Origin of the sequence: Crossiella sp. SN42 (assembly GCF_023897065.1) — a bacterium.
Classification (GTDB): domain Bacteria; phylum Actinomycetota; class Actinomycetes; order Mycobacteriales; family Pseudonocardiaceae; genus Crossiella.
Genome location: NZ_JAMHIV010000046.1, coordinates 1 through 24,616, shown reverse-complemented (window position 1 = coordinate 24,616; position 24,616 = coordinate 1). Strand labels below are relative to the sequence as shown.

General features: G+C 70.3%; 22 protein-coding genes. 9 read left to right on the top strand and 13 right to left on the bottom strand.

From position 1 onward, the window contains the following. Nucleotides 1-41: 41 nt before the first annotated feature. Nucleotides 42-773, bottom strand: a complete 732-nt coding sequence (locus tag M8C13_RS39480) for a MerR family transcriptional regulator (RefSeq protein WP_252485940.1) — start codon at nucleotides 771-773, stop codon at nucleotides 42-44. Between the two features lie 85 nt (nucleotides 774-858). Here M8C13_RS39480 and M8C13_RS39475 point away from each other — a divergent pair, with 85 nt between their 5' ends. The 5 genes from M8C13_RS39475 (at nucleotide 859) to M8C13_RS39455 (ending at nucleotide 7,504) form a co-directional block, all read left to right on the top strand. Then, nucleotides 859-1,962 carry a CaiB/BaiF CoA-transferase family protein gene (locus tag M8C13_RS39475; RefSeq protein ID WP_252485939.1) on the top strand — a complete coding sequence of 368 codons (1,104 nt, stop codon included), beginning with the start codon at nucleotides 859-861 and terminating at the stop codon, nucleotides 1,960-1,962. A 35-nt stretch (nucleotides 1,963-1,997) separates the two neighbouring features. Beyond that, on the top strand, nucleotides 1,998-3,140 hold the full coding sequence (locus M8C13_RS39470) for an acyl-CoA dehydrogenase family protein (RefSeq protein ID WP_252485938.1): 1,143 nt from the start codon (nucleotides 1,998-2,000) through the stop codon (nucleotides 3,138-3,140). A gap of 13 nt (nucleotides 3,141-3,153) precedes the next feature. Further along, complete coding sequence (locus M8C13_RS39465) at nucleotides 3,154-4,005, top strand: oxygenase MpaB family protein (protein ID WP_252485937.1); 852 nt, start codon at nucleotides 3,154-3,156, stop codon at nucleotides 4,003-4,005. 98 nt (nucleotides 4,006-4,103) lie between these two features. Beyond that, nucleotides 4,104-5,318 carry an acetyl-CoA C-acetyltransferase gene (locus tag M8C13_RS39460; protein WP_252485936.1) on the top strand — a complete coding sequence of 405 codons (1,215 nt, stop codon included), beginning with the start codon at nucleotides 4,104-4,106 and terminating at the stop codon, nucleotides 5,316-5,318. A 14-nt stretch (nucleotides 5,319-5,332) separates the two neighbouring features. After that, nucleotides 5,333-7,504 carry a 3-hydroxyacyl-CoA dehydrogenase NAD-binding domain-containing protein gene (locus M8C13_RS39455; protein WP_252485935.1) on the top strand — a complete coding sequence of 724 codons (2,172 nt, stop codon included), beginning with the start codon at nucleotides 5,333-5,335 and terminating at the stop codon, nucleotides 7,502-7,504. A 58-nt stretch (nucleotides 7,505-7,562) separates the two neighbouring features. On the opposite strand, the gene M8C13_RS39450 is transcribed toward M8C13_RS39455, so the two are convergent. The 11 genes from M8C13_RS39450 to M8C13_RS39400 form a co-directional block, all read right to left on the bottom strand. After that, nucleotides 7,563-8,753, bottom strand: coding sequence for an ABC transporter ATP-binding protein (locus tag M8C13_RS39450; RefSeq protein ID WP_252485934.1), 1,191 nt, complete (start codon nucleotides 8,751-8,753; stop codon nucleotides 7,563-7,565). Between the two features lie 8 nt (nucleotides 8,754-8,761). Next, a complete protein-coding gene (locus tag M8C13_RS39445) occupies nucleotides 8,762-9,604 on the bottom strand; it encodes a carbohydrate ABC transporter permease (RefSeq protein ID WP_252485933.1) in 843 nt (280 codons plus the stop codon). Continuing rightward, entirely contained in the window at nucleotides 9,604-10,506 is a 903-nt protein-coding gene (locus tag M8C13_RS39440; protein ID WP_252485932.1) for a carbohydrate ABC transporter permease, read from the bottom strand. The genes M8C13_RS39445 and M8C13_RS39440 overlap by 1 nt, the downstream gene beginning before the upstream one ends. Beyond that, nucleotides 10,506-11,786, bottom strand: a complete 1,281-nt coding sequence (locus M8C13_RS39435; protein ID WP_374213318.1) for an ABC transporter substrate-binding protein — start codon at nucleotides 11,784-11,786, stop codon at nucleotides 10,506-10,508. The genes M8C13_RS39440 and M8C13_RS39435 overlap by 1 nt, the downstream gene beginning before the upstream one ends. 220 nt (nucleotides 11,787-12,006) lie before the next feature. After that, on the bottom strand, nucleotides 12,007-12,522 hold the full coding sequence (locus M8C13_RS39430; protein ID WP_256510488.1) for a general stress protein: 516 nt from the start codon (nucleotides 12,520-12,522) through the stop codon (nucleotides 12,007-12,009). Between the two features lie 76 nt (nucleotides 12,523-12,598). Beyond that, nucleotides 12,599-13,795: an acyl-CoA dehydrogenase family protein gene (locus M8C13_RS39425; protein WP_252485929.1), complete on the bottom strand. Its 1,197-nt coding sequence runs from the start codon at nucleotides 13,793-13,795 to the stop codon at nucleotides 12,599-12,601. A 99-nt stretch (nucleotides 13,796-13,894) separates the two neighbouring features. Next, entirely contained in the window at nucleotides 13,895-14,059 is a 165-nt protein-coding gene (locus tag M8C13_RS39420) for a hypothetical protein (RefSeq protein ID WP_252485928.1), read from the bottom strand. Between the two features lie 98 nt (nucleotides 14,060-14,157). Beyond that, the gene (locus M8C13_RS39415) at nucleotides 14,158-17,538 is read right to left on the bottom strand and encodes a patatin-like protein (protein ID WP_252485927.1); all 3,381 of its coding nucleotides are present in this window, start codon (nucleotides 17,536-17,538) and stop codon (nucleotides 14,158-14,160) included. A gap of 100 nt (nucleotides 17,539-17,638) precedes the next feature. Beyond that, nucleotides 17,639-18,274, bottom strand: a complete 636-nt coding sequence (locus tag M8C13_RS39410; RefSeq protein WP_252485926.1) for a DUF4276 family protein — start codon at nucleotides 18,272-18,274, stop codon at nucleotides 17,639-17,641. Then, a complete protein-coding gene (locus M8C13_RS39405) occupies nucleotides 18,267-19,355 on the bottom strand; it encodes an AAA family ATPase (protein WP_374213323.1) in 1,089 nt (362 codons plus the stop codon). The genes M8C13_RS39410 and M8C13_RS39405 overlap by 8 nt, the downstream gene beginning before the upstream one ends. Nucleotides 19,356-19,425: 70 nt before the next feature. Next, complete coding sequence (locus M8C13_RS39400) at nucleotides 19,426-20,385, bottom strand: CoA ester lyase (protein WP_252485924.1); 960 nt, start codon at nucleotides 20,383-20,385, stop codon at nucleotides 19,426-19,428. A 115-nt stretch (nucleotides 20,386-20,500) separates the two neighbouring features. Here M8C13_RS39400 and M8C13_RS39395 point away from each other — a divergent pair, with 115 nt between their 5' ends. Both M8C13_RS39395 and M8C13_RS39390 read left to right on the top strand, forming a co-directional pair. Then, on the top strand, nucleotides 20,501-20,836 hold the full coding sequence (locus tag M8C13_RS39395) for a hypothetical protein (RefSeq protein ID WP_252485923.1): 336 nt from the start codon (nucleotides 20,501-20,503) through the stop codon (nucleotides 20,834-20,836). Next, complete coding sequence (locus M8C13_RS39390; protein WP_252485922.1) at nucleotides 20,833-21,729, top strand: aminoglycoside phosphotransferase family protein; 897 nt, start codon at nucleotides 20,833-20,835, stop codon at nucleotides 21,727-21,729. Before M8C13_RS39395 ends, M8C13_RS39390 begins: the two co-directional genes overlap by 4 nt. A gap of 40 nt (nucleotides 21,730-21,769) precedes the next feature. On the opposite strand, the gene M8C13_RS39385 is transcribed toward M8C13_RS39390, so the two are convergent. Beyond that, complete coding sequence (locus M8C13_RS39385; protein ID WP_252485921.1) at nucleotides 21,770-22,636, bottom strand: PhzF family phenazine biosynthesis protein; 867 nt, start codon at nucleotides 22,634-22,636, stop codon at nucleotides 21,770-21,772. A 23-nt stretch (nucleotides 22,637-22,659) separates the two neighbouring features. Between M8C13_RS39385 and M8C13_RS39380 the strand changes: the two genes are divergently transcribed. Together M8C13_RS39380 and M8C13_RS39375 are read left to right on the top strand one after the other, a co-directional pair. After that, on the top strand, nucleotides 22,660-23,970 hold the full coding sequence (locus M8C13_RS39380; protein WP_252485920.1) for a magnesium transporter MgtE N-terminal domain-containing protein: 1,311 nt from the start codon (nucleotides 22,660-22,662) through the stop codon (nucleotides 23,968-23,970). Continuing rightward, a complete protein-coding gene (locus tag M8C13_RS39375; RefSeq protein ID WP_252485919.1) occupies nucleotides 23,963-24,520 on the top strand; it encodes a DUF1003 domain-containing protein in 558 nt (185 codons plus the stop codon). The genes M8C13_RS39380 and M8C13_RS39375 overlap by 8 nt, the downstream gene beginning before the upstream one ends. Nucleotides 24,521-24,616: the final 96 nt, after the last annotated feature.

The window sequence follows — 24,616 nt, the reverse complement described above, 5'->3', positions numbered from 1 at the left end:
AGGAGGACCCTAGGTCGCCAGGGGTAGCCAATCAACCACGGTCAGCGTGGTGCGCCCGACCGGTCCACCGCTTCCTTGATCGCCCGGTCCACCGCCTGCTGGAACGCGGTGACCACGGCCCTGGTGGTGGCCGGGCGCAGCTTGCGCAGCGCGATGATCAGCTGCTCGCGCTCCTCCGGCGGCCTGCCGTGCTCCTGGTAGGGCCGCAACACCCTGGTGGAGAACAGCTTGCGCAGGTCGGCCGCGATCCGCTCGGCGTGCTTGTTGATCACCTCGCCGGCGTCCATCAGCAGCTCGAAGGGCATCGGCAGGTCGATCAGCTCCAGCGCGAGGGAGAACTCCACCGCACTGGCCACCCGGAACTTGTCCTCGTCCACCATCTCCAGCACGTGCAGCATGAGCAGGCGGCCGAGCTCCTCGTCGGTGAGCCTGCGCCCGGCGCGGCGGTCCACCGCGTCCCGGTCCATCTCCTCGTACTCCCCGGCCCACGGCGCGACCAGCGCGCCGTGCAGCGCGATGTCCTGCACGGTGGCATCCGGTTCCAGCCTGGCCATGTAACGCTCGACCGCGGCCAGGGTGAAGCCCAGGTTCTGCAGCTCGCGGATGAGGTCCAGCCTGGCCAGGTGCTCGGGCCCGTACAGCCCAACCCGGCCGCGCAGCGTCGGCGGCGGCAGCATGCCCTTGCCCGCGTAGAAGCGCACCGTGCGCACGGTCATTCCCGCGCGGGCGGCCAGCTCGTCCACGGTGAGCGTCGGATCCTCGGCGTCCAGCACGGAGTGGACAATACACCCCTGTTGGTGTGACAGTAGTGGTGTCACACTCATCGCGGCACGTTCTCGCACCGGTGGAGGTACTCCGATGGCTGGCCCGCTGAGCGGGATCAGGGTGGTCGAGCTGTCCGGGCTCGGGCCTGGCCCCTTCGCCGGCATGCTGCTGGCCGACCTGGGCGCGGACGTGGTGGTGGTGCAGCGGCCCGGCGGCTCCGTGCTGACCGGCACCGGCCGCTACGACGTGCTCAACCGGGGCAAGCGGTCGCTGGTGGCCAACCTCAAGGATCCGGCCGAGAAAGAACTGGTGCTGCGCCTGACCGAGCGCGCCGACGTGCTGCTGGAGGGCTTCCGCCCCGGCGTCACCGAACGCCTCGGCCTCGGTCCGGCGGACTGCTGGGCGCGCAACCCGAAGCTGGTCTACGGCCGGATGACCGGCTGGGGCCAGGACGGCCCGTGGTCGTCCATGGCCGGGCACGACATCGGCTACATCGCGGTCACCGGCGCGCTGGGCGCGATCGGCCGCGCGGGCGGGCCGCCGCAGGTGCCGCTCAACCTGCTCGGCGACTTCGGCGGCGGCGGGATGTACCTGGTGGTCGGCGTGCTGGCCGCGCTGCTCAGCGCGAAGGCCACCGGCAAGGGTCAGGTGGTGGACGCCGCGATCGTGGACGGCACCGCGCACCTGGCCACGCTGATCTTCGGCATGCTGGCCAGCGGCGGCTGGCAGGACGAGCGCGGGGCCAACATGCTGGACACCGGCGCCCCGTACTACGACGTCTACCCCACCGCCGACGACCGGCACCTGGCCGTGGGCGCGATCGAACCCCAGTTCTTCGCCGAGCTGCTGACCAAGCTCGACCTCGCCGACAAGGCTCCGCCGCAGCACGACACCGCCCGCTGGCCGGAGCTGCGCGCGCTGATCGCGGAGGCCGTCCGCGCCCAGCCGTTGTCGCACTGGGCCAAGGTCTTCGACGGCAGCGACGCCTGCGCCGCCCCGGTGCTGAACCTGACCGAGGCGCCCGACCATCCGCACCTGGCCGCCCGCGGCACCTTCACCGAACGCGACGGCGTGCGCCAGCCCGCCCCCGCGCCCCGCTTCTCGCACACCCCCAACCCGCCGGTCGGGCCGCCGCCCGCGCCGGGTGAGCACACCGAGGAAGTCCTGACCGACTGGGACGTGTCCCGCCCCGCCTGATCCCCCTGCCGCACACCCCATCCCGGGAGAGTTCGATGCGCCGCGACATCTTCACCAGCGAGCACGACGAGTTCCGCGAGCTGGCCCGCACCTTCATCGCCAAGGAGGTCGAGCCGAACCACGCCCGCTGGGAGGAGAACGGCATCGTCGACCGGGAGGCCTGGCTGGCCGCGGGCCGGGTCGGGCTGCTGGGCATGGCGGTGCCGGAGGAGTACGGCGGTGGCGGCGCGCCGGACTACCGCTTCAACCTGGTGCTGGCCGAGGAGCTGGTGCGGGCCGGCGCCAGCGGCCTGGCGCTGCCGCTGCACAACGACATCATCCTGCCGTACCTGCTGAACCTGGCCACCGAGGAGCAGAAGCGCCGCTGGCTGCCCGGGTTCTGCTCGGGCGAGCTGGTCAGCGCGATCGCGATGACCGAGCCCGGCACCGGCAGCGACCTGCAGGGCATCACCACCACCGCGGTCCGCGACGGCGACGAGTACGTGCTCAACGGCCAGAAGACCTTCATCAGCAACGGGATCATGGCCGACCTGGTGATCGTGGCGGCCAAGACCGATCCGGCCGCGGGCGCGCACGGGGTCAGCCTGCTGGTGGTGGAGCGCGGCATGACCGGGTTCAGCCGGGGCCGCAACCTGGACAAGATCGGCCAGAAGGCGCAGGACACCGCCGAGCTGTTCTTCGACGACGTGCGGGTGCCGGTGAGCAACCTGCTCGGCGAGGAGGGCAAGGGCTTCGTCTACCTGATGCAGAACCTGCCGCAGGAGCGGCTGTCCATCGCGGTGGCCGCGGTGGCCGGGGCCGAGCGGGTGCTGGAGCTGACCAAGCAGTACTGCAAGGACCGCGAGGCCTTCGGCAGGCCGATCGGCAAGTTCCAGCACAACCGGTTCCTGCTGGCCGAGCTGGCCACCGAGATCACCATCGCCAGGGTGTTCGTGGACCGCTGCGTCACCGAGCACACCAAGGGCGCGCTGGCCATCGACGAGGCCGCGATGGCCAAGTGGTGGACCACAGAACTCCAGACGAAGGTGGCCGACCGCTGCCTCCAGCTGCACGGTGGGTACGGCTACATGACCGAGTACCCGGTGGCGAAGGCCTTCCTGGACGGCCGGGTGCAGACCATCTACGGCGGCACCACCGAGATCATGAAAGAGATCATCGGTCGCACCATGGGGTTCTAACGGAAGGACGACGATGGCCCGATACCGGCGGCTGGAGGTCATCCGGGGACTGGATCCGATCCGGGACCACTGGGAGATCTACCGCCTGTCCGCCAGTTTCGAGTTTCCCTGGGACTACCGCAAGGCGCTGGAGTTCGCGCTGTTCCGCACCTACGCGGTGCCCAGCATCTCCGCGCTGCTGGACCGGACGCGGGAGTTCGCGCAGCGCCCGCAGCGGCGCTACGACGACACCCTGCTGCTGATGGGCGCGCTGACCGAGCACGGCTACGACTCCGCGCACGGGCGGACCGCGCTCAAGCGGATCAACCAGATGCACGGCCGCTACGAGATCAGCAACGACGACATGCTCTACGTGCTGTCCACCTTCGTCTACGAGCCGATCCGGTGGCTGGCCAGGTACGGCTGGCGGCCGCTGCACGAGCACGAGCGGCTGGCCGCCTTCCACTTCTACCGCGAGGTGGGCAGCCGGATGGGCATCAAGCAGATCCCGGACGGCTACGGGAAGTTCGAGTCGTTCAACCGGGAGTACGAGCGCGCGCACTTCCAGTACCGGGACAGCAACCAGCGGGTCGGCACGGCCACCGTGGACCTGTTCTGCTCCTGGTACCCCGCGCCCAGCAGACCGGCGGTGCGGCGCGCGCTGTACGCGGCCATGGACGAGCCGCTGCTGCGCGCCTTCGGCTTCCCGCGCCAGCCGGCCTGGCTGGAACGCGCCGTCGGGCGGGCGCTGGCCGGACGCGGGAAGCTGGTCCGGCACCTGCCGGTGCGGCGGCACTCCCGCAGTGCCTCCGACCCGCGCAACCGCAGCTACCCCGGCTTCCCGGAGGGCTACCGGATCGCCGATCTGGGCGTTCATCCGGAGTGAGGTGGGTCTCAGGAGACTCGCCCGCACCACTGTGACATCATTACTGTCACATCACCAGTGCACGATTCACGAGCCGCGATCAGGGAGGCTCCCCGCCGATGACGTCAGAGGCCTTTGTCTACGAAGCCGTGCGCACCCCGAGGGGTCGCGGCAAGAACACCGGATCGTTGCACGGCACCAAGCCGATCAGCCTGGTCGTCGGGCTGATCGACGAGCTGCGCGAGCGCCACCCCAGCCTGGACCCGAACTGGATCTCCGACGTGGTGCTGGGCGTGGTCTCCCCCGTCGGCGACCAGGGCTCGGTGATCTCCCGGATCGCGGCGCTGAAGGCCGGCCTGCCGGACACCGTGGCCGGGGTGCAGATCGACCGCTTCTGCGGCTCCGGCCTGGAGGCGGTGAACCTGGCCGCGCAGAAGGTCCGCTCCGGCTGGGAGGACCTGGTGCTGGCCGGTGGCGTGGAGTCGATGTCGCGGGTGCCGATGGCCTCCGACGGCGGCGCCTGGTTCAACGACCCGGAGACCAACTACGCGGTGGACTTCGTGCCGCAGGGCATCAGCGCGGACCTGATCGCCACCATCGAGGGCTTCAGCCGCGACGACGTGGACGCCTTCGCGGTGGAGTCGCAGAGCCGCGCGGGCAAGGCGCAGGCCAACGGGTACTTCGACCGCTCGGTGGTCCCGGTGCGCGACCGCAACGGCCTGACCGTGTTGGAGCGCGACGAGTTCCTCCGCCCCGGCACCACCCCGCAGGCGCTGGCCGGTCTCCAGCCCTCCTTCGCCGGGATCGGTGAGATGGGCGGCTTCGACGCGGTGGCGCTGCAGAAGTACCACTACGTGGAGAAGATCAACCACGTGCACCACGCCGGCAACTCCTCCGGCATCGTCGACGGCGCGGCGCTGGTGCTGGTCGGCTCCGAGCGGGCGGGCACCGAGCTGGGCCTGACCCCGCGCGGGCGGATCGTCTCGGCCGCGCTCAGCGGCGCGGACACCACCATCATGCTCACCGGTCCGGCCCCGGCCGCGCGCAAGGCGCTGGCGCTGGCCGGGCTGACCGCCGAGGACATCGACCTCTACGAGATGAACGAGGCCTTCGCCGCGGTGGTGCTGAAGTTCATGCGCGACCTGGACGTGCCGCACGAGAAGGTCAACGTCAACGGCGGCGCGATCGCACTGGGCCACCCGCTCGGCGCGACCGGCGCGATGCTGCTGGGCACCGTGCTGGACGAGCTGGAGCGGCGCGGCGGCCGGTACGGCCTCATCACCCTGTGCATCGGCGGCGGCATGGGCGTCGCGACCATCATCGAGCGACTCTGAGAGCGGAAGGCGACATGTCGGAACACACCTCCACCATCCGCTGGGACGTCGACGAGGACGGCATCGTCCTGCTCACCCTGGACGACCCCGAGCAGAGCGCGAACACGATGAACGAGCGCTACACGCGCTCGATGGCCGAGACGGTCGAGCGGCTGGAGGCCGAGCGCGAGCAGATCACCGGTGTGGTGATCACCTCGGCCAAGAAGACCTTCTTCGCCGGTGGCGACCTCAACGACCTGCGCCAGGTGACCCCGGCCGACGCGCAGCGGTTCTTCGACGGCCTGACCGAGGTCAAGGCGCAGCTGCGGCGGCTGGAGAAGCTGGGCCGCCCGGTGGTGGCCGCGCTCAACGGCACCGCGCTGGGCGGCGGCCTGGAGATCGCGCTGGCCTGCCACCACCGGATCGCCATCGACGACGGCCGCAGCAAGTTCGGCCTGCCCGAGGTCACCCTGGGCCTGCTGCCCGGCGCGGGCGGGGTGACCCGCACGGTGCGCATGCTCGGCATCGCCGACGCGCTGCTGAAGCTGCTGCTCCAGGGCCAGCAGCTGCGCCCGGCGCAGGCCAAGGAGACCGGCATCGTCGATGAGCTGGTGAGCAACCGGGAGGAGCTGATCGCCCGCGCCAAGGAGTGGGTGAAGGCCAACCCGGACGCGGTGCAGCCCTGGGACGTCAAGGGGTACAAGATCCCCGGCGGCACCCCGTCGAACCCGAAGTTCGCGGCCAACCTGCCCGCGTTCCCGGCCAACCTGCGCAAGCAGCTCAAGGGCGCGCACTACCCGGCCCCGCACAACATCCTGTGCGCCGCGGTCGAGGGCAGCCAGGTCGACATCGACAACGCGCTGGTGATCGAGAGCCGCTACCTGACCGAGCTGGCCGCCGGGCAGATCTCGAAGAACATGATCAAGGCGTTCTTCTTCGACCTGCAGCACATCAACGGCGGCGGCTCCCGCCCGGCCGGGGTGCCCAAGTACGAGCCCCAGAAGGTCGCGGTGCTGGGCGCGGGCATGATGGGCGCCGGCATCGCCTACGTCTGCGCCCGCAACGGGATCGAGGTCCTACTCAAGGACGTCTCGGTGGCCGCGGCGGAGAAGGGCAAGGCCTACTCGCAGACCATCCTGGACAAGGCGGTCTCGCGCGGGAAGCTCACCCAGGACAAGCGGGATGAGGTGCTGGCCCGCATCACGCCCACCGACAACGCCGCCGACCTGGCAGGCGCGGACCTGGTGATCGAGGCGGTCTTCGAGGACGTCTCGTTGAAGCACAAGGTCTTCGCCGAGGTGGAGCCGGTGGTCGCGCCGGACGCACTGCTGGCCTCCAACACCTCCACGCTGCCCATCACCGGCCTGGCCGAGGGCGTGTCCCGGCGGCCGGACTTCGTCGGCCTGCACTTCTTCTCCCCGGTGGACAAGATGCCGCTGGTGGAGATCATCCGCGGCGAGCAGACCAGCGACGAGGCGCTGGCCAAGGCCTTCGACGTGGTGCTCAAGATCAAGAAGACCCCGATCGTGGTGAACGACAGCCGCGGCTTCTTCACCAGCAGGGTGATCGGCACCTTCCTCAACGAGGGCGTGTCCATGCTCGCCGAGGGCGTGCCCGCGCCCAGCATCGAGCAGGCCTCGGCCCAGGCGGGCTACCCCGCCCCGGTGCTCCAGCTGATGGACGAGCTGACCCTCACCCTGCCCCGCAAGATCCGCAACGAGACCAAGGCCGCCATCGAGGCGGCGGGCGGGACCTGGGTCGCCCACCCGGCCGAGGCGATCATCGACCGCCTGGTCGAGGAGTTCGACCGCAAGGGCAAGTCCAGCGGCGCGGGCTTCTACGACTACACCGACGGCAAGCGCACCGGACTCTGGCCCGGTCTCGCCGAGCACTTCCCGGCCACCCCGAACGCGATCCCGTTCGAGGACCTCAAGGAGCGCATGCTCGTCATCGAGGCCATCGAGACGGTCAAGTGCTTCGAGGAGGGCGTGCTCAACTCGGTGCCGGATGCCAACATCGGCTCCATCTTCGGCATCGGCTTCCCGGCCTGGACCGGCGGCGTGATCCAGTACATCTACGGCTACGAAGGCGGCGTGGACGGCTTCGTCGCCCGCGCCAAGGACCTGGCCGCCAAGTACGGCGACCGCTTCACCCCGCCCGCCGTGCTGTCCGACCCCTCCGCCCGGGAAAAGCTGCTGGGCGCCTGAGGCGACGCGAAGCGGGGCGGGGACCGAGTTCCGGTCTCCGCCCCGCTTCGCGTTGTGCTCAGCTGGAGTACGTCAGGTTCTTGCCCGACTGCGGGTCGAACAGCTGGATCTTGTCCGGGTCGAACCAGACCTCCAGCGGCTGCCCCTCCGTCGCGCCGGAGGTCGCGGACAGCCGGGAGATGATCTGGCTGCCCTCGGCGCTGCTGGACCCGATGTCGGTCAGGCCGGCGTCCGCGGCCAGCTCCTCCAGGTCCGCCGAGCTGGCGCGCTCGCCGGAGACGGTGAAGTAGGCGTACTTGTCCGAGCCCATCGACTCCAGCACGTCCACGTGCGCGGTGAAGATCGCGCCGCGGGCCTTGGCCACCGGGTCCACGATCGCGGCGTCCTCGAAGTGCTCGGGGCGCACGCCCACGATCACCTCGCGGCCCGCGCCCGCCTGCGAGACCAGCGAGCGCACCCGGTCCGAGAGCGGGATGTCGCCCAGGCCGCTGCGGACCGTGCCCTCCTCCAGGGTCGCCGGCACGAAGTTCATCGCCGGGGAGCCGATGAACCCGGCCACGAACAGGTTCGCCGGGTTCTCGTAGAGGAACTGCGGGGCGCCGATCTGCTGCACCACACCGCCGCGCATGACCACGACCCGGTCGCCGAGGGTCATCGCCTCGGTCTGGTCGTGCGTCACGTACACCATGGTGGTGCCCAGCTTCTTCTGCAGCCGGGAGACCTCGGTGCGCATCTGCACGCGCAGCTTGGCGTCCAGGTTGGACAGTGGCTCGTCCATCAGGAACGCCTTGGGGCTACGCACGATCGCCCGGCCCATGGCCACCCGCTGGCGCTGGCCACCGGAGAGGTTGGCCGGCTTGCGGTCCAGGTGCTGACCCAGGTCGAGCACCTCGGCGGCCTCGTTGACCTTGCGCTCCACGGTGGCGTTGTCCACCTTGGCCAGCCGCAGCGGGAAGGCCATGTTCTCCCGCACGGTCATGTGCGGGTAGAGCGCGTAGGACTGGAACACCATGGCGATGTCCCGGTCCTTGGGCGCCCGCTCGTTGACCCGCTCCCCGCCGATGCGCAGCTCGCCGGAGGTGATGTCCTCCAGGCCCGCGATCATGTTCAGCGTCGTGGACTTCCCGCAACCGGAAGGGCCCACCAGGATGATGAACTCACCGTCGGCGATCTCGACGTTCACCTCCTGCACGGCGAGCGCGCCGTCCGGGTACTTCTTGGTCACCTTGTCCAACACGATGTCGGCCACGACTCACCTCACCCCTTCACGGCGCCGGACGTCAGCCCGGCGACGATGCGGCGCTGGAAGAACAACACGAACAGAATGATCGGCACCGTGATCACGACCGCGGCCGCGGAGGTGGTGCCGGTGGGGTCCTCGAACTGCGAGTCCCCGGTGAAGAACGCCAGTGCCGCCGGCACCGTTCGCGAGGTCTCGGTGGAGGTCAGCGAGATTGCGAACAGGAAGTCGTTCCAGCAGAAGATGAACACCAGGATGGCCGTGGTGAACACCCCCGGCGCCGCCAGCGGGGCGACCACCTTGAAGAACGCCTGGCTCGGGGTGGCCCCGTCCATCTTGGCGGCCTTCTCCAGCTCCCACGGGATCTCCCGGAAGAACGCCGAGAGCGTGTAGATCGCCAGCGGCAGGGAGAAGGTGATGTACGGCAGGATCAGGCCCGGCCAGGTGTCGAACAACCCGAGCGAGCGCTCGATGTCGAACAACGGCGAGACCAGCGAGACCTGCGGGAACATCGCGATCAGCAGCGAGACGCCGACCAGCGCCCGCTTGCCGGGGAAGTCCAGCCTGGCGATCGCGTAGGCCGCCATGGTGCCCAGCACCACCGCGATGGCGGTGGCGATGATCGCGATGCCGATCGAGTTGACCAGCGGCCGGAGGAACCCGGTGGTGTTGAAGATCGCCTCGTAGTTGGCCAGCGTCCACTCACTCGGCAGCAGACCGCCGTCCTTGACCGCCTTGGGGGTCTTGAAGGACAGCGAGACGATCCACAGCACCGGGAACAGCGCGTAGATCACCACAACGGTGTTCAGCAGGCCCCAGCTCCACTTGCGGCCGGTCGTCTCGGCTCCACCGATGGCCATCAACGCCTCCCCTGCGGGTCGCTGCCGGGTGCCGCGGTGCCGAACACCTTGATGAACACGAAGGCGATGATCGCCACCGCGATGAAGATCAGCACCGACATGGTGGACCCGATGCCCAGGTTCAACCCCTTGATCAGGTTGTTGTAGGTCAGCATCGACACCGAGGACGTCTCCTGCGCACCGCCGGTGAGCACGAAGATGTTGTCGAAGATGCGGAAGGCGTCCAGGGTGCGGAACAGCAGCGCGACCAGGATGGCCGGCTTCATCATCGGCACGATGACCTTGGTGAAGCGCTGCCAGCCGGAGGCGCCGTCCAGCGCGGCGGCCTTGAGCAGGTCATCCGGCACCAGCGCCAGCCCGGCCATCAGCAGCAGGGCCATGAACGGCGTGGTCTTCCAGATCTCCGCCACCGAGATGATCATCAGTGACTGGACCTTGTCGGTCAGTGGCGCGGCCTCCCCGGCGAACCACTCGGCCAGGTACCCGGTGCCGGGCGTCCAGGCGTAGCGCCAGGAGAACGCGGCCACCACGGTCACGATGCCGTAGGGGATCAGCGCCGAGGTGCGCACCAGCCCGCGCCCGACGATGGTGCGGTGCATGATCATGGCCAGCGCCATGCCCAGCACCAGCTCGATCACCACGGTGACCAGGGTCAGCAACGAGGTGATCCCGAACGCGGTCCACCAGTAGCTGTTGCCCAGCACGGCCACGTAGTTGTCCAGGCCGACGAACTCCCGCTTGTCCGGGAACTTCAGGTCGAACCGCTGCAGGGACAGCCAGACCGAGTAGATGATCGGCCAGCCGGTGACCGCGACCATCACCAGCGCGGCGGGGGCGCACAGCAGCAGGCCGAGCTTGCGCTCAGCCTTCTTCCCTTCGCTGAGCACGACTTTGGTAGCCATTACGGCATCACCCCCTTCGAGTCGAGCGCCTCCTGGACCTCGGTCCGCAGCCGGGCCGCGGTCTTCTCCGGGTCGATGGCCGAGGGCGGGGACAGGATGAGCGACATCACCGAGGCGACGTTCTGCCAGGCCGGCGTCATCGGCCGGTTGGAGGCATCCCGCAGCTCCTCGCGGATGGTCTCCTTGAACGGGTACTCCTCGAGCATCTCCGGCCGGTCGTAGACCGAGTCGATGGTCGGCGGCACACCGTCGTTGAGCGCGGAGAACAACTGGTTCTCCGGGCTGCGCAGGCAGAGCGTGGCGGCGAAGGCCAGCTCGGGCTTGCGGGTGTACCGGCTCACGCCCCAGTTCGCGCCGCCGATGGTGACCCGGCTGGGCTGGTCCGCCGTCGCGCCGGGGAACCGCGCCCACTTGAACTTCTTGGCCAGCTCCGGGTTGCCCTTCTGCATGGCCGGGTAGACGAACGGCCAGTTCAGCTGGAAGGCCGCGTTGCCCTTCTCGAACTCCAGCCGGACCCCGTCCTCCTTGGAGTTGGTCAGCGAGGCGCTGGCGATGCCGGAGGTGGCGAAGTCCTTGAGCAGCTGCAGGGCCTTGACCGCGCCCTCGTCCACCACGGCCCTGGTGCCGTCGTCAGAGATGATCTTCCCGCCGAGCGAGGCGACCAGGGTGTTGTAGTGCACCACCAGTCCCTCGTACTGCGCGCCGGTGAGCACCGCGGTGTGCGGCTTGCCCTCGGCCTTGAGCTGCTGGGCCTGGGAGATCATCTCGCCCCAGGTCTTCGGCGGCGTGGACACCACGTCGTCGCGGTACCAGAGCAGCTGGACGTTGGTGTTCTTGGTGGCCGCGTAGGTCTTGCCCTTGTACCGGGTGGACTCCAGCGGGCCGGCCAGCACGTCGGCCTCGGCCTCCGCCTTGTTCTGTCCCGTCCACTCCAGCAGCCAGCCCGCCTCGGCGAACTCGGCCAGCCACGGGCTGTCCAGGTAGACGATGTCCATCTCGTCGTCCTCGGCGGCGAGCCTGCGCACCTGCTGCTCGCGCTGGCCGTCGGCTTCCCTGGGCAGCTTGTTCCACACGATCTGGTACTTGCCTGCCGCCTGCTGGTTGCAGCGGTCGACCACCTTCTGGAAGTTCTGTTCCGGTGCGCCGTAGAGGTTGATGATGTTGCCACCGGACTCGCCGCCACCACACGCGGCCAGCACCGGTGTGGCGACCACGGCGGCGGTGAGCAAGCTCAACGTCCGTACGCGTCTGGTCCGACTGCCTCGCCAGGGGCCATCCATGCGCCCTGCCTCCCTTCCTGCTGAAACCCGGAAGGCAAGCCTGGACCGCGTGCAGACGACCTGGCCGACGAAGCGTGAGAACGGGCACCTCGTCGTGCCCTCCCGGAGTTGGGAACCGAACCTAGAGCCGCTGATCAGTGGCCGCAACCGGCAAGCAGCAACGATTCAGAAACACAGAAGTGGGAAAATTTTCCTACCCGTTCGGCGCAGCGTTACCCAGTCAGTCCGTCTTGGAGATCGGCCCGCGCATGGCGAGCTTGGCCAGCATGTCCCTGCCCTGCTCAGCGTTGCGCGGCGAGCAGAGCACGTCGTAGCGACCGGCCACCAGCTGGCTGGCCGAGACGAAGTCCCGCTTGCCGCGCTGGGTGGCGTACCCGGCCGCGGCGAAGATCATGAAGAACACCACGCCGGTGATCAACGAGATCAGGATCGGGCCGAGCGCGAGCCCCTGCTGGTTGCTGAACAGGCTCACCAGCACACCGACGAACAGGCCGAACCAGGCCCCGGAGGCCGCGCCGGTGCCCAGCACCTTGCCCCAGGTCAGTCGCCCGGTGACGCGCTCCACCAGCATCAGGTCCACCCCGACGATGGTCACGTCCTGCACCGGGAAGGAACTGTCGGCGAGGTAGTCGACCGCCCGCTGCGCCTCCTCGTACTTGGCGTAGGAGCCGATCGGCCACCCGGTGGGCGGGGTGGGCAGGCCACCGGGCCGGGAACCGGAGAACGAACTGGTCAAGACAAGCACCTCCGCAGGACTGAAGCCTCAATCCTGCCAAGGTTGCCCGGTTTACGCCCTCCGACGCGCGCGGAATTCAGTTCCGGAGACCGTAGTCACGCAGCAGTCCCCTGCTGATGATCGTCTTCTGGATCTCGCTGGTGCCCTCGCCGATGAGCAGGAACGGCGCCTCGCGCATCAGGCGCTCGATCTCGTACTCCTTGGAGTAGCCGTAGCCGCCGTGGATGCGGAAGGCCTCCTGGGTGACCTCCACGCAGTACTCGCTGGCGATCAGCTTGGCCATGCCGGCCTCGACGTCGTTGCGCGCGCCGGAGTCCTTGAGCCGGGCGGCGTTGACCATCATCAGGTGCGCGGCCTCGACCTTGGTGGCCATCTCGGCCAGCTTGAACGCGATCGCCTGGTGCTGGGCGATCGGCTTGCCGAAGGTGGTGCGCTGCTGGGCGTAGGAGACGGCCAGCTCGAAGGCGCGGATGGCGATGCCGCAGGCGCGCGCGGCCACGTTCACCCGGCCCACCTCGACGCCGTCCATCATGTGCGCGAAGCCCTTGCCGGACTCGCCGCCGAGGATCGCCTCCGCGCCGATCCGGAAGTCGTCGAAGACCATCTCGGTGGTGTCGACGCCCTTGTAGCCCATCTTGTCGATCTTGCCGGGCACGGTCAGGCCGGGCAGCACCTCGCCGTAACCGGTGGGCTTCTCCACCAGGAAGGTGGTCAGGTTCTGGTGCGGCTTCTCCCGGCCCTCGTCGGTGCGCACCAGCACCGCGGTCAGGTTGGAGGTGCCACCGTTGGTCAGCCACATCTTCTGGCCGTTGATCAGGTAGCTGTCGCCCTCGCGCACCGCGCGGGTGCGGATCGCGGCCACGTCGGAGCCCAGTTCCGGCTCGGACATGGAGAAGGAGCCGCGCAGGTCGCCGGTGGCCATCCGGGGCAGCAGGTCCTGCTTCTGCTCATCGGTGGCGTGCTGCTTGACCATGTGCGCCACGATGAAGTGGGTGTTGATCACGCCGGAGACGCTCATCCAGCCGCGGGCGATCTCCTCGACCACCAGCGCGTAGGTCAGCAGGGACTCGCCGAGCCCGCCGTACTCCTCGGGGATGGTGAGCCCGAACAGGCCCATCTCCTTCATGCCCTCGACGATGTCCGCGGGATAGCTGTCACCGTGTTCCAGGGCCTGCGCGTGCGGGATGATCTCCTTGTCCACGAACGCGCGGACGGTGCTGAGGATCTCCTGCTGGATGTCGGTGAGACCGGCGGTCTGGGCGAGCCTGGCCACGACGCTCCCCTTTCTACAGCACTGTAGGCGCGGTTTGTTACCGGCGAGTATGGCTGCTTCGGGGTGGTCGCGCGCTGTGAAGGTGCTCACCACAGCGGGTCAGCCGGCCACCAGCTCCAGGCTGGCCCCGCAGTGCCGACAGGTCTCGGCATAAACATGGACGTCCGCGGCACAACCGTCGCAGGGGCGCAGACTGCGTTCCAAAAGATCATCGTCGGTGCGTTTCCGGAAAAAGAACATGCCAGCAGACTCGCTGGTCAGCACCCCCGCAAAGCAAGCCAGGTTGCGTTTTCGTGTGCCATCTCACTGAATTCGACGACAATTAGTGGCCGATCAATTCTGCCGCGTAGTTCGATCATGAATTACCTGGAGAACTCATGCGGCCGGCGTTCCGGGAGCGTGTCGGTGAGGCTGGCCAGCGCGGTGACCGCGTAGGTGGCCACCACCGCGCAGGCGGTGAACCACCACCCGATCGGCAGTCCGTAGCCGGCGAAGAGCAGCGCGCCACCGGCGAAGACGGCCGCGCTGAGCAGGGCGGCCAGCACCCTGCGGTCCACCCGCATCCAGCAGGTGGCCAGCCAGGTGGTCAGCGCCGCGCCCACGGTGATCGCGGCCGGACCGAAGGAGAGCCCGGCCGAGGCCGCGTACACCCCGCCCGCGCCGGCCAGCACGCCGAGCCCGGCCAGCGCGGCGGGCCTGCGCACCCCGCCGACGGACCTGCGGCGCACCGCGCGGACCGCGGCCCTGGCCGCGAGGAAGACCACCGGCACGGTGGCCACCACCAGCGCCCAGCGGCCGAAGTCCCACACCGTCGGCCCGACCCTGGTCCACCAGGGAATGTCCACCCAGTCGTCCGGGCGGTGCGCGGTGACCAGCCCGGCCAGCGCGACCGCGGTGGTCAGCAGCGCGCGTTCCGGCGCGGTGACGAAGAACAGCACGGCCAGCAGCAGCGGTTTCAGCGCGGACATGGCCACCCGGGCGGCGACCATCGGCACCGTGTGCGACTCCGGCTTGATGGTGCGGTGCGCGAGCAGGCCGAGCCGGATCGCGGTGCGCGCCATCCGCACATCGCCCAGGTCCCTGATCTCCTGGTGCCCCACCTGGTACTCGGCGACCTTCTTCTCCAGCGCGCCCGGCGGCACCGGCGCGGCGGGTTCCGGGCTGCCCGGGTTGGCCCCCAGCTCGACACTGTCCACAAAGGACATCTCGGCGGCGATCACCGCCCACTGCACGCGTTCGGTGAGCGCGGCCCTGGTCTCGCGCAGCGCGGGCGGCACCGGGTTGGGCGCGAGCACCTCGGCCAGCTCGGCCCGCACCGCCTCCCGGCGGGTCTCGAACCGCCTGCTGAGGAAACGCCGCCATTCCTTGTCCGCCACCGGGTTCTCCGTGCCCAGCTCGACCGGGCCGGGCGGGGTGGTGGCGATCCGCTCGATGTCGGCGAAGAGCTCGTCCAGCTCCCGGCCGCGGGCGAACTCGCGCAGCCGGGCCGGATCGGTGAGCAGCGAGACCAGGCTGGCCGCGGCGTCCAGCCTGCCCCACATCCAGTCGTTGGCCCGCCACTTCGCCGAGCAGAAGGCGGCGAACGCGCCCAGGTCGGTGCCGCAGAGCTTGTCGTCCGGGCTGAGGTTGTCCTTGCCCGCCAACAGTTCCCGGAAGTTGATCGGGGTGGGCGCGTCACTGGCGATGCGCATGAACCTGATCCGCCCGCCCGCGCTCTGCGCCGCGTGCAGCGGTGCGGTGAGCGCGACCACCTGGGCCAGCGTGATCGGCAGGTCGGGCGCGGTCTCCAGCAGCTGGTGCACCACGGCGTCCAGCTCGGTGTCGGTGCTGCGCGGGCGGCGCGGCGCGGCCTCGGCCAGCCGGGTGGCCGCGGTGTAGACGGCGGGCCAGGCCAGCCCGAGCGCGTCCACCGCCCTGGGTTCCAGGTCCTGCTCCCGCTCCTCCACCCCGTCGGCTTCCAGCGCCTCGGCCAGTTCGAGCAGCCGTCCCTGGAACCGCTTGTTCGCCTCGACCTGCTCCTGCTCGTCACCGGGATCGGGGGTGAGCGCGGCCTCCAGCACCCAGCCCAGCGGCTCGCTCACCCCTGGCCCCAGCTCGCGCTGCGCCTGCCGGTACTCCTCGAAGGTGGCGCTGACCCAGGCCCGCAGGTCGGTGGGTTCACCCGGCTCGGCCGCGGCCAGCGCGGGCCAGCGCCCGTCCGCGTGGTCGGCCAGCACGTCGGCGATCTGGCGCAGCCGGTACAGCACCGCCTTGACCTCGCCGATCGCGGGCAGATAGGCCTCGTCAGCCCACAGTTCCAGTTCCCGAGCCCAGCGGATGCACAGGTCCACCGCCGCGCCGAGCGCGGTGACATCGGCGAACACGGTCTCCGGATCCGCGGCGGCCGCGGCGGCGAGCACCTCGGTCAGCCGCGGCGCCACCGAGCGCCGGGCCTGCGGCGACCACCCGGCCACCGGATCGTCGTGCAGCGGGGCGCGGCGCAGCAGACCGGGCGGCCGCTTGCCCGGGTCGAGCAGCGTGACGGTGATCCGCTCGGCGTCCAGGCAGGCCCGCAGGTGCGCGTGCGCAGGCCCGATCCGGCGCACCAGCTCGGTGAGCCCGGTCCCGCGCTCGGCGACCGGCAGCGCGGTCAGCGGCGCGAACAGCGCCCGCCGCCGCAGCTCGATCCGCCGCACCTCCCGGTTGTGCGCGTCCAGCTCCTCGATGTCGGTGAGCAAGGACTCCTGGTTGTACCGGGCGGCCAGCGCCGCCAGCCCCACCGGCAGTCCGCGCCGCCGCTGGCTGACCGGCTTCGCGGTGGTGCCCACGATCGGTTCGGGGTTGAGGTAGACCAGCCACCGCTCGGTCGGCCCGTCCGCGGGCGAGGCCGCGATCGCCTTGATCGCCGCCCCCACCGGAATGTTGTCCAGCACCCCGCCGTCGATGACCTGGAACGCCTTGGCCCCGGCAGGCGCGGTCTCGGAGAAGCACCCGTTCAGATCCACCTCGCCGGACGGCGTGTCCGGCTGCGCCCGCACATTCGCCGGCTCGAACGCCAGCGGGAAGGAGGAGGTCGTCCGCGCCGCCTGCGCCAGCTGCGCCGCCGTCCGCCGCGCCTCGGTGCCCGCCGCGAAGTCCGACAACGGATCCCCGGCACACCCCCGGTGCCGGAACCGGAACGCGGCCGAGCGCCGCCGCTCCCGGATGGTGGCCAGCCGGTCGTCCCACCGGGTCACCGTGATCGGGTCCAGCAGCGTCGCGGTCAGCAGCAGGTCCACCCGGTCCGCCAACGGCCCACGGGCGGGCTCGGCCACCAGCTTCTGCAACCGCTGCCGCAGCTCCTTGCCGAAGTACCCGTCCCCCTCCAGCAACGAGGGCGGCTTCGCCTGGAACATGGTCGGCGTCGCCCGGCACATCGCGTCCAGATCGCCCAACTGCACCCAGAGATCCCGGATGGCGTCGAACCGGAACCCGTACACCAGGCTCGCCGCCATGATCGCGCTGTTCAGCCCACCCGCCGAAGCCCCGGTGAGCACATCGATCCGCACCGACTCGTACCCGGCCAGCCCAGCCAGCCCCGCCCACGGGTTCCCGGGATCGTCCGCCGCCAGCGCACACCGCAACCGCGCGATCTCCGAAGCCGCCCCACCGATCCACACCGCCAGCGACACCCCACCCCGCATGGACAGGGCAAGCCGCAGCTCCTGGCGGTTGTGACCGGGCTCGGACGCGGCGGTCCCGGCAGCGGGGTCGAGTGGGCCCATGGGATCAGTGTCTGATCAACGGGACCCGGATGGGGCGGCGTGCGGGAAGTCCACACGGTTGGCCGAGTGGGGGCGCGCCGACGGTTGCCCGAACGGGCAGTCACCGGGCGCGACGGGCCAGCTCGGTGAGCCAGGCGTCGAGGTGCGGGCACTGCGCGCGGAGCGCGGGGAGACCGAGGTCCTGGATGGCCTTGGGACCGTGCGCGGTTTTCAGGTAACCGGGGTGGTAGCGGAGCAGCCGCTTGGACGGCGCGGAATCCGGACCGTCGTTCACCAGTTCCGGCCCACCCGCTTTGACGCAGTCCCGGCTGAGCCTGGTCGCCAGTTGTGGAGAGCGAACATGCGCGGCGAGTTGGTCTCCGGCGGCGAAGACCCAGCTCTCGGTCTCGTGCAGGACCAGGTGCGGCACGAACCGCGGATCGCCGATCGCCGCGGCGACCTGCTCCTCCACCTGGCGGACCCGGCCGAGCGGATCACTCAACGCCCGCGAGGCCATTCCCGGAGCGTCTCCCGGGAACGCGTAGTAGTCGATGACAGTGGTCAGCACGGTGATGCTGCGATCGTGCAGCAGACGCCGGATGGTGTCCTCGACCCGCGCCCACCGGCTCACCCCGCGCAGCGAGGAATGGGTGACGCCGTAACCGAGTCCCGTCAGCTCGGGGCCGAACAGTTCACGTACCAGGATCTCCTCGGTCTGGCCTTCCACGAGCAGATGGATCCGCTGGTACTCAGCCACGTGCCGAGCCCTCGTTGGTGGGACGGCCACCGATCAGGTTCATCTCCCAGATCTCACCGAGGGAGTACTCGTCCAGCCAGATCCGCAGCGCTTCCGGATCCGGCCGGTGGAACCGCGAGGCGCCCTCCGCTCGCTCGACCACGATCAGGTCGTCCACGGTGAACTGGTTCATCAGGGTCACCGACTGGGTCGCGATCAGCACCTGGCTGCGGGTCGAGGCCGCCCGCAGCAGGTCGGCGAGCTGGACGATCGCGAAGGGGTGCAGGCCGAGCTCGGGTTCGTCCAGCACCACCAGGGCGGGCAGCCTCGGGTGCAGCAGAAGTGTGGCCAGGCAGACGAACCGCAAGGTGCCGTCGGACATCTGCCCGGCGGAGAACACCTGGTCAGATCCTTGCTGCCGCCAGCGGAGCAGCACCCGTTCTTCTTGGTTCGGCTCGAGCACGAAATCCCGGAAGAACGGGGCAACCAGCCGGATCGCGTTGACGATCTGGTCGTAGGCGGCTGCGTAGCCGGTGTGGTGGTCATCGCGCAGGGCGAGCAGCACAGCGGCCAGATTTCCCGCGTCCTGCCGAAGCATCAGGTTGTCGGCGGTTGACGTCATGCGTTTCGGCGGCGCGCTCACACCGGCGTCGTGGAAATGGAACACACGGCAGCCACGGAGCAGTTCGACCACATCAACGTGCGCCGAGATTTCCCGGTGCCGAACATCCCGATACATGCCGGTCTCTCGTCCGCCGTGACCGAGGGCGACGACCGAGCCCTTGTTGGAGAGAGTCTCGCGAGAAAGGACGAGGTAGTCCTCCCCCGCAGGCTCCAGCACGGCCTCGTAAGTGATCGAGCTGGCGGTCAACCGGAGGTGGATCTGGTCGCTTTCCGCTCCCTCGTTGAGCAGAACAGCGGCACCACCGTTCTTGCCGACGAAGTAGCCAAGCTCCTCATCGGCGATCCGGCCCAGCATCTCGAAGGCACGGATGAAGTTGCTCTTGCCCGCACCGTTCGCACCGACCAGCACGTTGAGCTGCCCCAGCTCGACCGAAGCTGACCTGATCGAGGTGAAACCCTCCACCAGGATCTGCCGCACCCGCTGCTCGGTCACGCGATCACTCTACGGCCGGACGCCGCGGCCGGTCAGCCGCGGCGCCGCGCGCGCCTCAGCTCTCCGGCGGCGTCCACCGGTCCGTGCGCGACATCCCGGCCGCCCGTCCCTTCGCGCTGATCACCAGCGCCATCTTCCGCGAGGCCTCGTCGATCATCTCGTCGCCCAGCATCGCCGCGCCGCGCTTGCCACCCGCCTCCGAGGTGAACCACTCGTAGGCGTCCAGGATGTTCTCCGCGTGGTCGTAGTCGGACTGGTTCGGGCTGTAGGCCTCGTTCGCGGCCTCCAGCTGGCCGGGGTGCAGGACCCACTTGCCGTCGAAGCCCAGCGCGGCGGAGCGGCCTGCCACCCGGCGGAAGCCGTCCACGTCCTTGATCTGCAGGTAGGGGCCGTCGATGGCCTGCACGTCGGTGGCGCGGGCGGCCATCAGGATGCGCATCAGGATGTAGTGGTAGGCATCGCCCACGTCGTAGCCGGGGGGCTGTTCGCCGACGACCAGGGACTTCATGTTGATGGAGGCCATGAAGTCGGCCGGGCCGAAGATGATGGTCTCGATGCGCGGGGAGGCGGTGGCGATGGCGTCCACCTCGACCAGGCCCTTGGCGTTCTCGATCTGGGCCTCGATGCCGATCTTGCCGACCTCGTAGCCCATGGTCTTCTCGATCTGGGTCAGGGTCAGGTCCAGCCAGGCGACCTGGTCGGCGGTCTGCACCTTGGGCAGCATGATGCAGTCCAGGTTCGCGCCCGCGCCCTCGACCACCTCGACCACGTCGCGGTAGGTCCACTCGGTGGTCAGGTCGTTGACCCGGACCACCCTGGTCTTGCCCTCCCAGCCGCCCTCGTTCAGCGCCGCCACGATGGTCTTGCGGGCGGCCGGCTTGGCCAGCGGGGCACACGCGTCCTCCAGGTCCAGGAACACCTGGTCGGCTGGCAGGGTGCGGGCCTTGTCGATCATCTTCTGGCTCGAACCGGGAACGGCGAGACAGGAACGACGGGAACGCCTGCGGTCGACCACTGCGGACCTCCTTGTACCGACCAGTAACAACGCGGCTTGGGCGAATGCTGGCACGCCGATCAAGACTCGGCCACTCCGCTGAGGTCTCTCTCACAACGCGTGCGATGCTGAACCGGTGGAGACCACCCGACTGCTGGACGCGGCCCTCCGCAAAGCGGCCGCGGTCTGGATCACCCCGGCCGGCGGCCGGGCGAGCCTGGTGTGGGCGCTGTGGCGGGACGGCGCGCTCTGGATCGCGGTCGGCGGCGCGGAGCAGACCGTGCCCGGACTGACCGACGGCGCCGCCTGCACGGTCACCGTCCGCTCCCCCAGCACGCACTCCCACCTGACCGAGGTGGCCGCCATCGCCCGGCTGACCGAGCCGGACCAGGACACCCGCACGGCGCTGGCCGCCGCCCGGCTGAACGCGGAGCTGCGCTGCGCCCAGGTCTTCCGGGTCGAACCGACGTGATCGCGGTCCCCGCCCGGTTCGTCTCCGAGATCATCGCCAGGCAGGGCGACACCGCGCGGCCGTGGCTGGACCAGTTGCCCGAGCTCATCCGCGACCTGTGCGGGTTCTGGCGGGTCGAGGTGGACGGCCCACTCGCGCACGGCCGGTTCGCGCTGGTGGTGCCGGTGCGCAGCGGCGAGGACCGGTACGTGGTCAAGGTCTCCTGGCTGGACGAGGACACCAGGCACGAGTCCACCGCGCTGCACCGCTGGGCGGGCTGCGGCGCGGTGCGGCTGCTCGCCGAGGACCCGGCCCGCGGCGCGATGCTGCTGGAACGCCTGGACGAGCACCGCACGCTGGAGCGGGAGCCGCACGACACGGCCTGCGAGATCGTCGGCAACCTGGCCAGGCGGCTGTGGGTGCCGCCGCCGCCGAGCGTGCCCCGGCTGATCGACGACGCCCTGCTGTGGGCCGCGGACGCGCACCACGAGTGGGACCGGGTCGGCCAGCCCGTGCCGCACCGGCTGGTCGGCCGGGCGGTGCGCGCGCACATCGAGCTGACCTCCGGCGGCTACCGGCCCTCGCTGCTGCACCGCGACCTGGAGTTCGCCAACGTGCTGGCCGGCCGCCGCGAACCCTGGCTGGCCATCGACCCGAAGCCGATCTCCGGCGACCCGCACTACGAGCTGCTTCCGTTGCTGCGCAACCGGTTCGGCGAGCTCGGCGGCGCGGCCGGGCTGCGCAGGCGGCTGGCGCTGCTGACCGACGCCAGCGGGCTGGACCTGGCCCGCTCGCGGGAGTGGGCGCTGGCCAGGGCGGTGGACGAGTGGATCAGCGCGGTCGGGCAGGGGCCAGCGCACCAGGAACGGGCCGAGGTGGCCAAGACGCTGGCGGAGTGGCTGGCCGAGAGCTAGGCGAGGGCAGGACGGGCGCGCGGCTGCTCCCGGGCACGAGCTAGTCCGGCACGCGCAGGCTGCCCTGGCCCACCTCGACGACCCCGCCCCACACCGTGACCTCCCGCGCCAGCCCACCGGCCGCGGTCACCGCGCAGTGCAGCTCCGACGGCCGCCCCACCCATTCCCCCTGCCGCACCAGGTACTCCGACCGCCCCTCCGCCGGCAGCAGCCCCCGCGCCACCAGCCACACGCCCAGCCCCAGCGCTGCCGAGCCGGTCGCCGGGTCCTCGCCACCGGTGCCGCGGAACATCCGCACCGTCGCGGTCCGGGCGGCCGGGTCCCAGGCCACCGGCACGATGCCGCGGCCGAGCACCGCGGCGAGCACCAGCTCCGGCCGGGCGGTGGCGGCGGGCAGTTCAGCCGGGTCGGCCAGGAAGTAGTTGAAGTCCAGCCCGCAGCCCGCGATGCCGGCCTTGACCGAGGTCTCGGCCGGGCGCAGGCCTACCGCCTCGGCCAGCACCTCGGCGTCCAGGTCCGCGCCGAGCACCGGGGTGCCGCCGGTGAGCCGGGCGCCGCGCTCGTCGACCTGCACCGGCAGCAGGCCCGCGCCGCACTCCTGCACCGCGGTGCCGTGCCCGAGCACCCCGTCCCTGGCCAGCACCCAGGCCGTGCCCACGCTGGGGTGCCCGGCGAAGGGCAGTTCGACCAGCGGGCTGAACGCGCGCAGCCGGTAGTCCGCGCCGGGCTGGGTGGGCGGCAGCGGGAAGGCCGTCTCGGAGAGGTTCAGCTCACGCGCGATGGCCTGCATGGACCGGGTGTCCAGCTCCTCCGCGCCGTGCACCACGGCCAGCGCGTTCCCGGCGTAGGGCGTGGCGGTGAACACGTCCACGAGGTCCATGCGGAGGGTCTTGCCCGGTAGTGCCACGGCCGTGACGTTAGCCTGCGGTCATGCCAGGTCCGAACCGGGTTTTCGCCGCACAGCTGGCCGGTCTGACGGTCTTCGGACCGGACGGTGAGTCCATCGGCAAGGTCAGGGATGTGGTGGTGGGCCTACGGGTGGACCGCTCGCCACCCAGGGTGCTGGGGCTGGTGGTGGAGCTGATCACCCGGCGGCGGATCTTCGTGCCGATGCTGCGGGTCACCTCGATCGAGCCCAGCGCGGTCGCGCTGGCCACCGGTTCGGTGAACCTGCGGCACTTCCACCAGCGGCCCAACGAGGCGCTGATCATCGGCGAGCTGCTGGACGCGCACGTGACGCTGGCCGACGGCGGCACGGCGGTGGTGGTCGACGCCGGGCTGGAACCCACCCGCACCAGGGACTGGCTGGTCAACAAGCTGGCCGTGCGGCAGCGGTCCGGGCGGCTGGGCAGGCGCGGGCCGGTGCAGGTGCTGGCCTGGGAGAAGGTGGGCGGGCTGGCCCGCGCGCGGATCGCCGAGCAGCCGCAGGGCACCCAGCAGCTGCTGGCCGTCTTCGACGGGATGCGCGCGGTGGACGTGGCCTCCGCGCTGCACGAGCTGCCGTCCAAGCGCCGGTACGAGGTGGCCGACGCGATGGACGACGAACGCCTGGCCGACGTGATCGAGGAGCTGCCGGAGGAGGACCAGAAGTCGCTGCTGCGGCACCTCGGCGAGGAGCGCGCCGCGGACGTGCTGGAGGCGATGAACCCCGACGACGCGGCCGACCTGCTGGCCGAGCTGGACGAGGGCGACAAGGACCGGCTGCTGGAGCTGATGGAGCCGGAGGAGTCCGCGCCGGTGCGCAGGCTGCTGGAGTACTCCTACGACACCGCGGGCGGTCTGATGACGCCGGAGCCGATCGTGCTCGCCCCGGACGCCACCATCGCCGAGGCGCTGGCCAGGGTGCGCAACGGCGACCTGACCCCGGCGCTGGCCAGCATGGTCTTCGTCTGCCGCCCGCCCAGCGCCACCCCGACCGGCCGCTACCTGGGCTGCGTGCACTTCCAGCGGCTGCTCCGCGAACCCCCCTCGGACCTGGTGGCGGGCTTGCTGGACAAGGACCTGTCCCAGCTCTCGCCGACCGCGACCCTGTCCGAGGTGACCCGCTACTTCGCCGCCTACAACCTGGTGTGCGCGCCGGTGGTGGACGAGGGCGAGCACCTGCTCGGCGCGGTCACCGTGGACGACGTGCTGGACCACCTGCTGCCGGAGGACTGGCGGGCGAGCGGCCTGCCCGACACCGAGGTCACCGAGGAATCGAGCCCAGAAGGACCGAACGCGGAGGACCGTTCCCATGCCTGAGCTGCTGCCCCGCCGCAGGCTCGACCAGCCCCGCCAGCCGCGCAGGCTGTCCTTCGAGCTGGACCCGGAGGCCTTCGGCCGGTTCTCCGAACGGATCGCCCGGTTCCTGGGCACCGGCACGTTCCTGTTCTGGCAGACCGTGCTGGTGATCGTGTGGATCAGCTTCAACCTGCTCGCGGTGTCCCTGCAGTGGGACCCCTACCCGTTCATCCTGCTCAACCTGGCCTTCTCCACCCAGGCCGCCTACGCCGCCCCGCTGATCCTGTTGGCGCAGAACCGCCAGGACGACCGCGACCGCATCTCCCTGGAGGAGGACCGGGCCCGCGCCGAACGCACCAAGGCCGACACCGAGTACCTGGCCCGCGAGCTGGCCGCGCTGCGCCTGGCCGTCGGCGAGGTCGCCACCAGGGACTACCTGCGCAGCGAGCTGGACCGCCTGCGCACCGACCTGGCCGCGCTGGAAGGCGACCGCAAACCCAAGCGCGACAAGCGCGACAAAGCCGCGGACCGGGTCCGCGAGGACCCGCGCTGGGCGGATGACCGGGTCTGAGCCCCCACCCCCCTGCCGCCCAGCCACTTGTTGCGAAAGAGGCGTGGCGCGCCAGCGACACGGCGGGCTCTTCACTCAGCGGTGGGGTTGATTTTT

Coding starts and splice junctions, on each gene's coding strand:
- M8C13_RS39455 (WP_252485935.1), top strand. CDS start 5,333: ATGTCGGAACACACCTCCACCATCCGCTGGGACGTCGACGAGGACGGC.
- M8C13_RS39470 (WP_252485938.1), top strand. CDS start 1,998: ATGCGCCGCGACATCTTCACCAGCGAGCACGACGAGTTCCGCGAGCTG.
- M8C13_RS39380 (WP_252485920.1), top strand. CDS start 22,660: ATGCCAGGTCCGAACCGGGTTTTCGCCGCACAGCTGGCCGGTCTGACG.
- M8C13_RS39460 (WP_252485936.1), top strand. CDS start 4,104: ATGACGTCAGAGGCCTTTGTCTACGAAGCCGTGCGCACCCCGAGGGGT.
- M8C13_RS39445 (WP_252485933.1), bottom strand. CDS start 9,604: ATGGCCATCGGTGGAGCCGAGACGACCGGCCGCAAGTGGAGCTGGGGC.
- M8C13_RS39375 (WP_252485919.1), top strand. CDS start 23,963: ATGCCTGAGCTGCTGCCCCGCCGCAGGCTCGACCAGCCCCGCCAGCCG.
- M8C13_RS39440 (WP_252485932.1), bottom strand. CDS start 10,506: ATGGCTACCAAAGTCGTGCTCAGCGAAGGGAAGAAGGCTGAGCGCAAG.
- M8C13_RS39415 (WP_252485927.1), bottom strand. CDS start 17,538: ATGGGCCCACTCGACCCCGCTGCCGGGACCGCCGCGTCCGAGCCCGGT.
- M8C13_RS39435 (WP_374213318.1), bottom strand. CDS start 11,786: ATGGATGGCCCCTGGCGAGGCAGTCGGACCAGACGCGTACGGACGTTG.
- M8C13_RS39475 (WP_252485939.1), top strand. CDS start 859: ATGGCTGGCCCGCTGAGCGGGATCAGGGTGGTCGAGCTGTCCGGGCTC.
- M8C13_RS39465 (WP_252485937.1), top strand. CDS start 3,154: ATGGCCCGATACCGGCGGCTGGAGGTCATCCGGGGACTGGATCCGATC.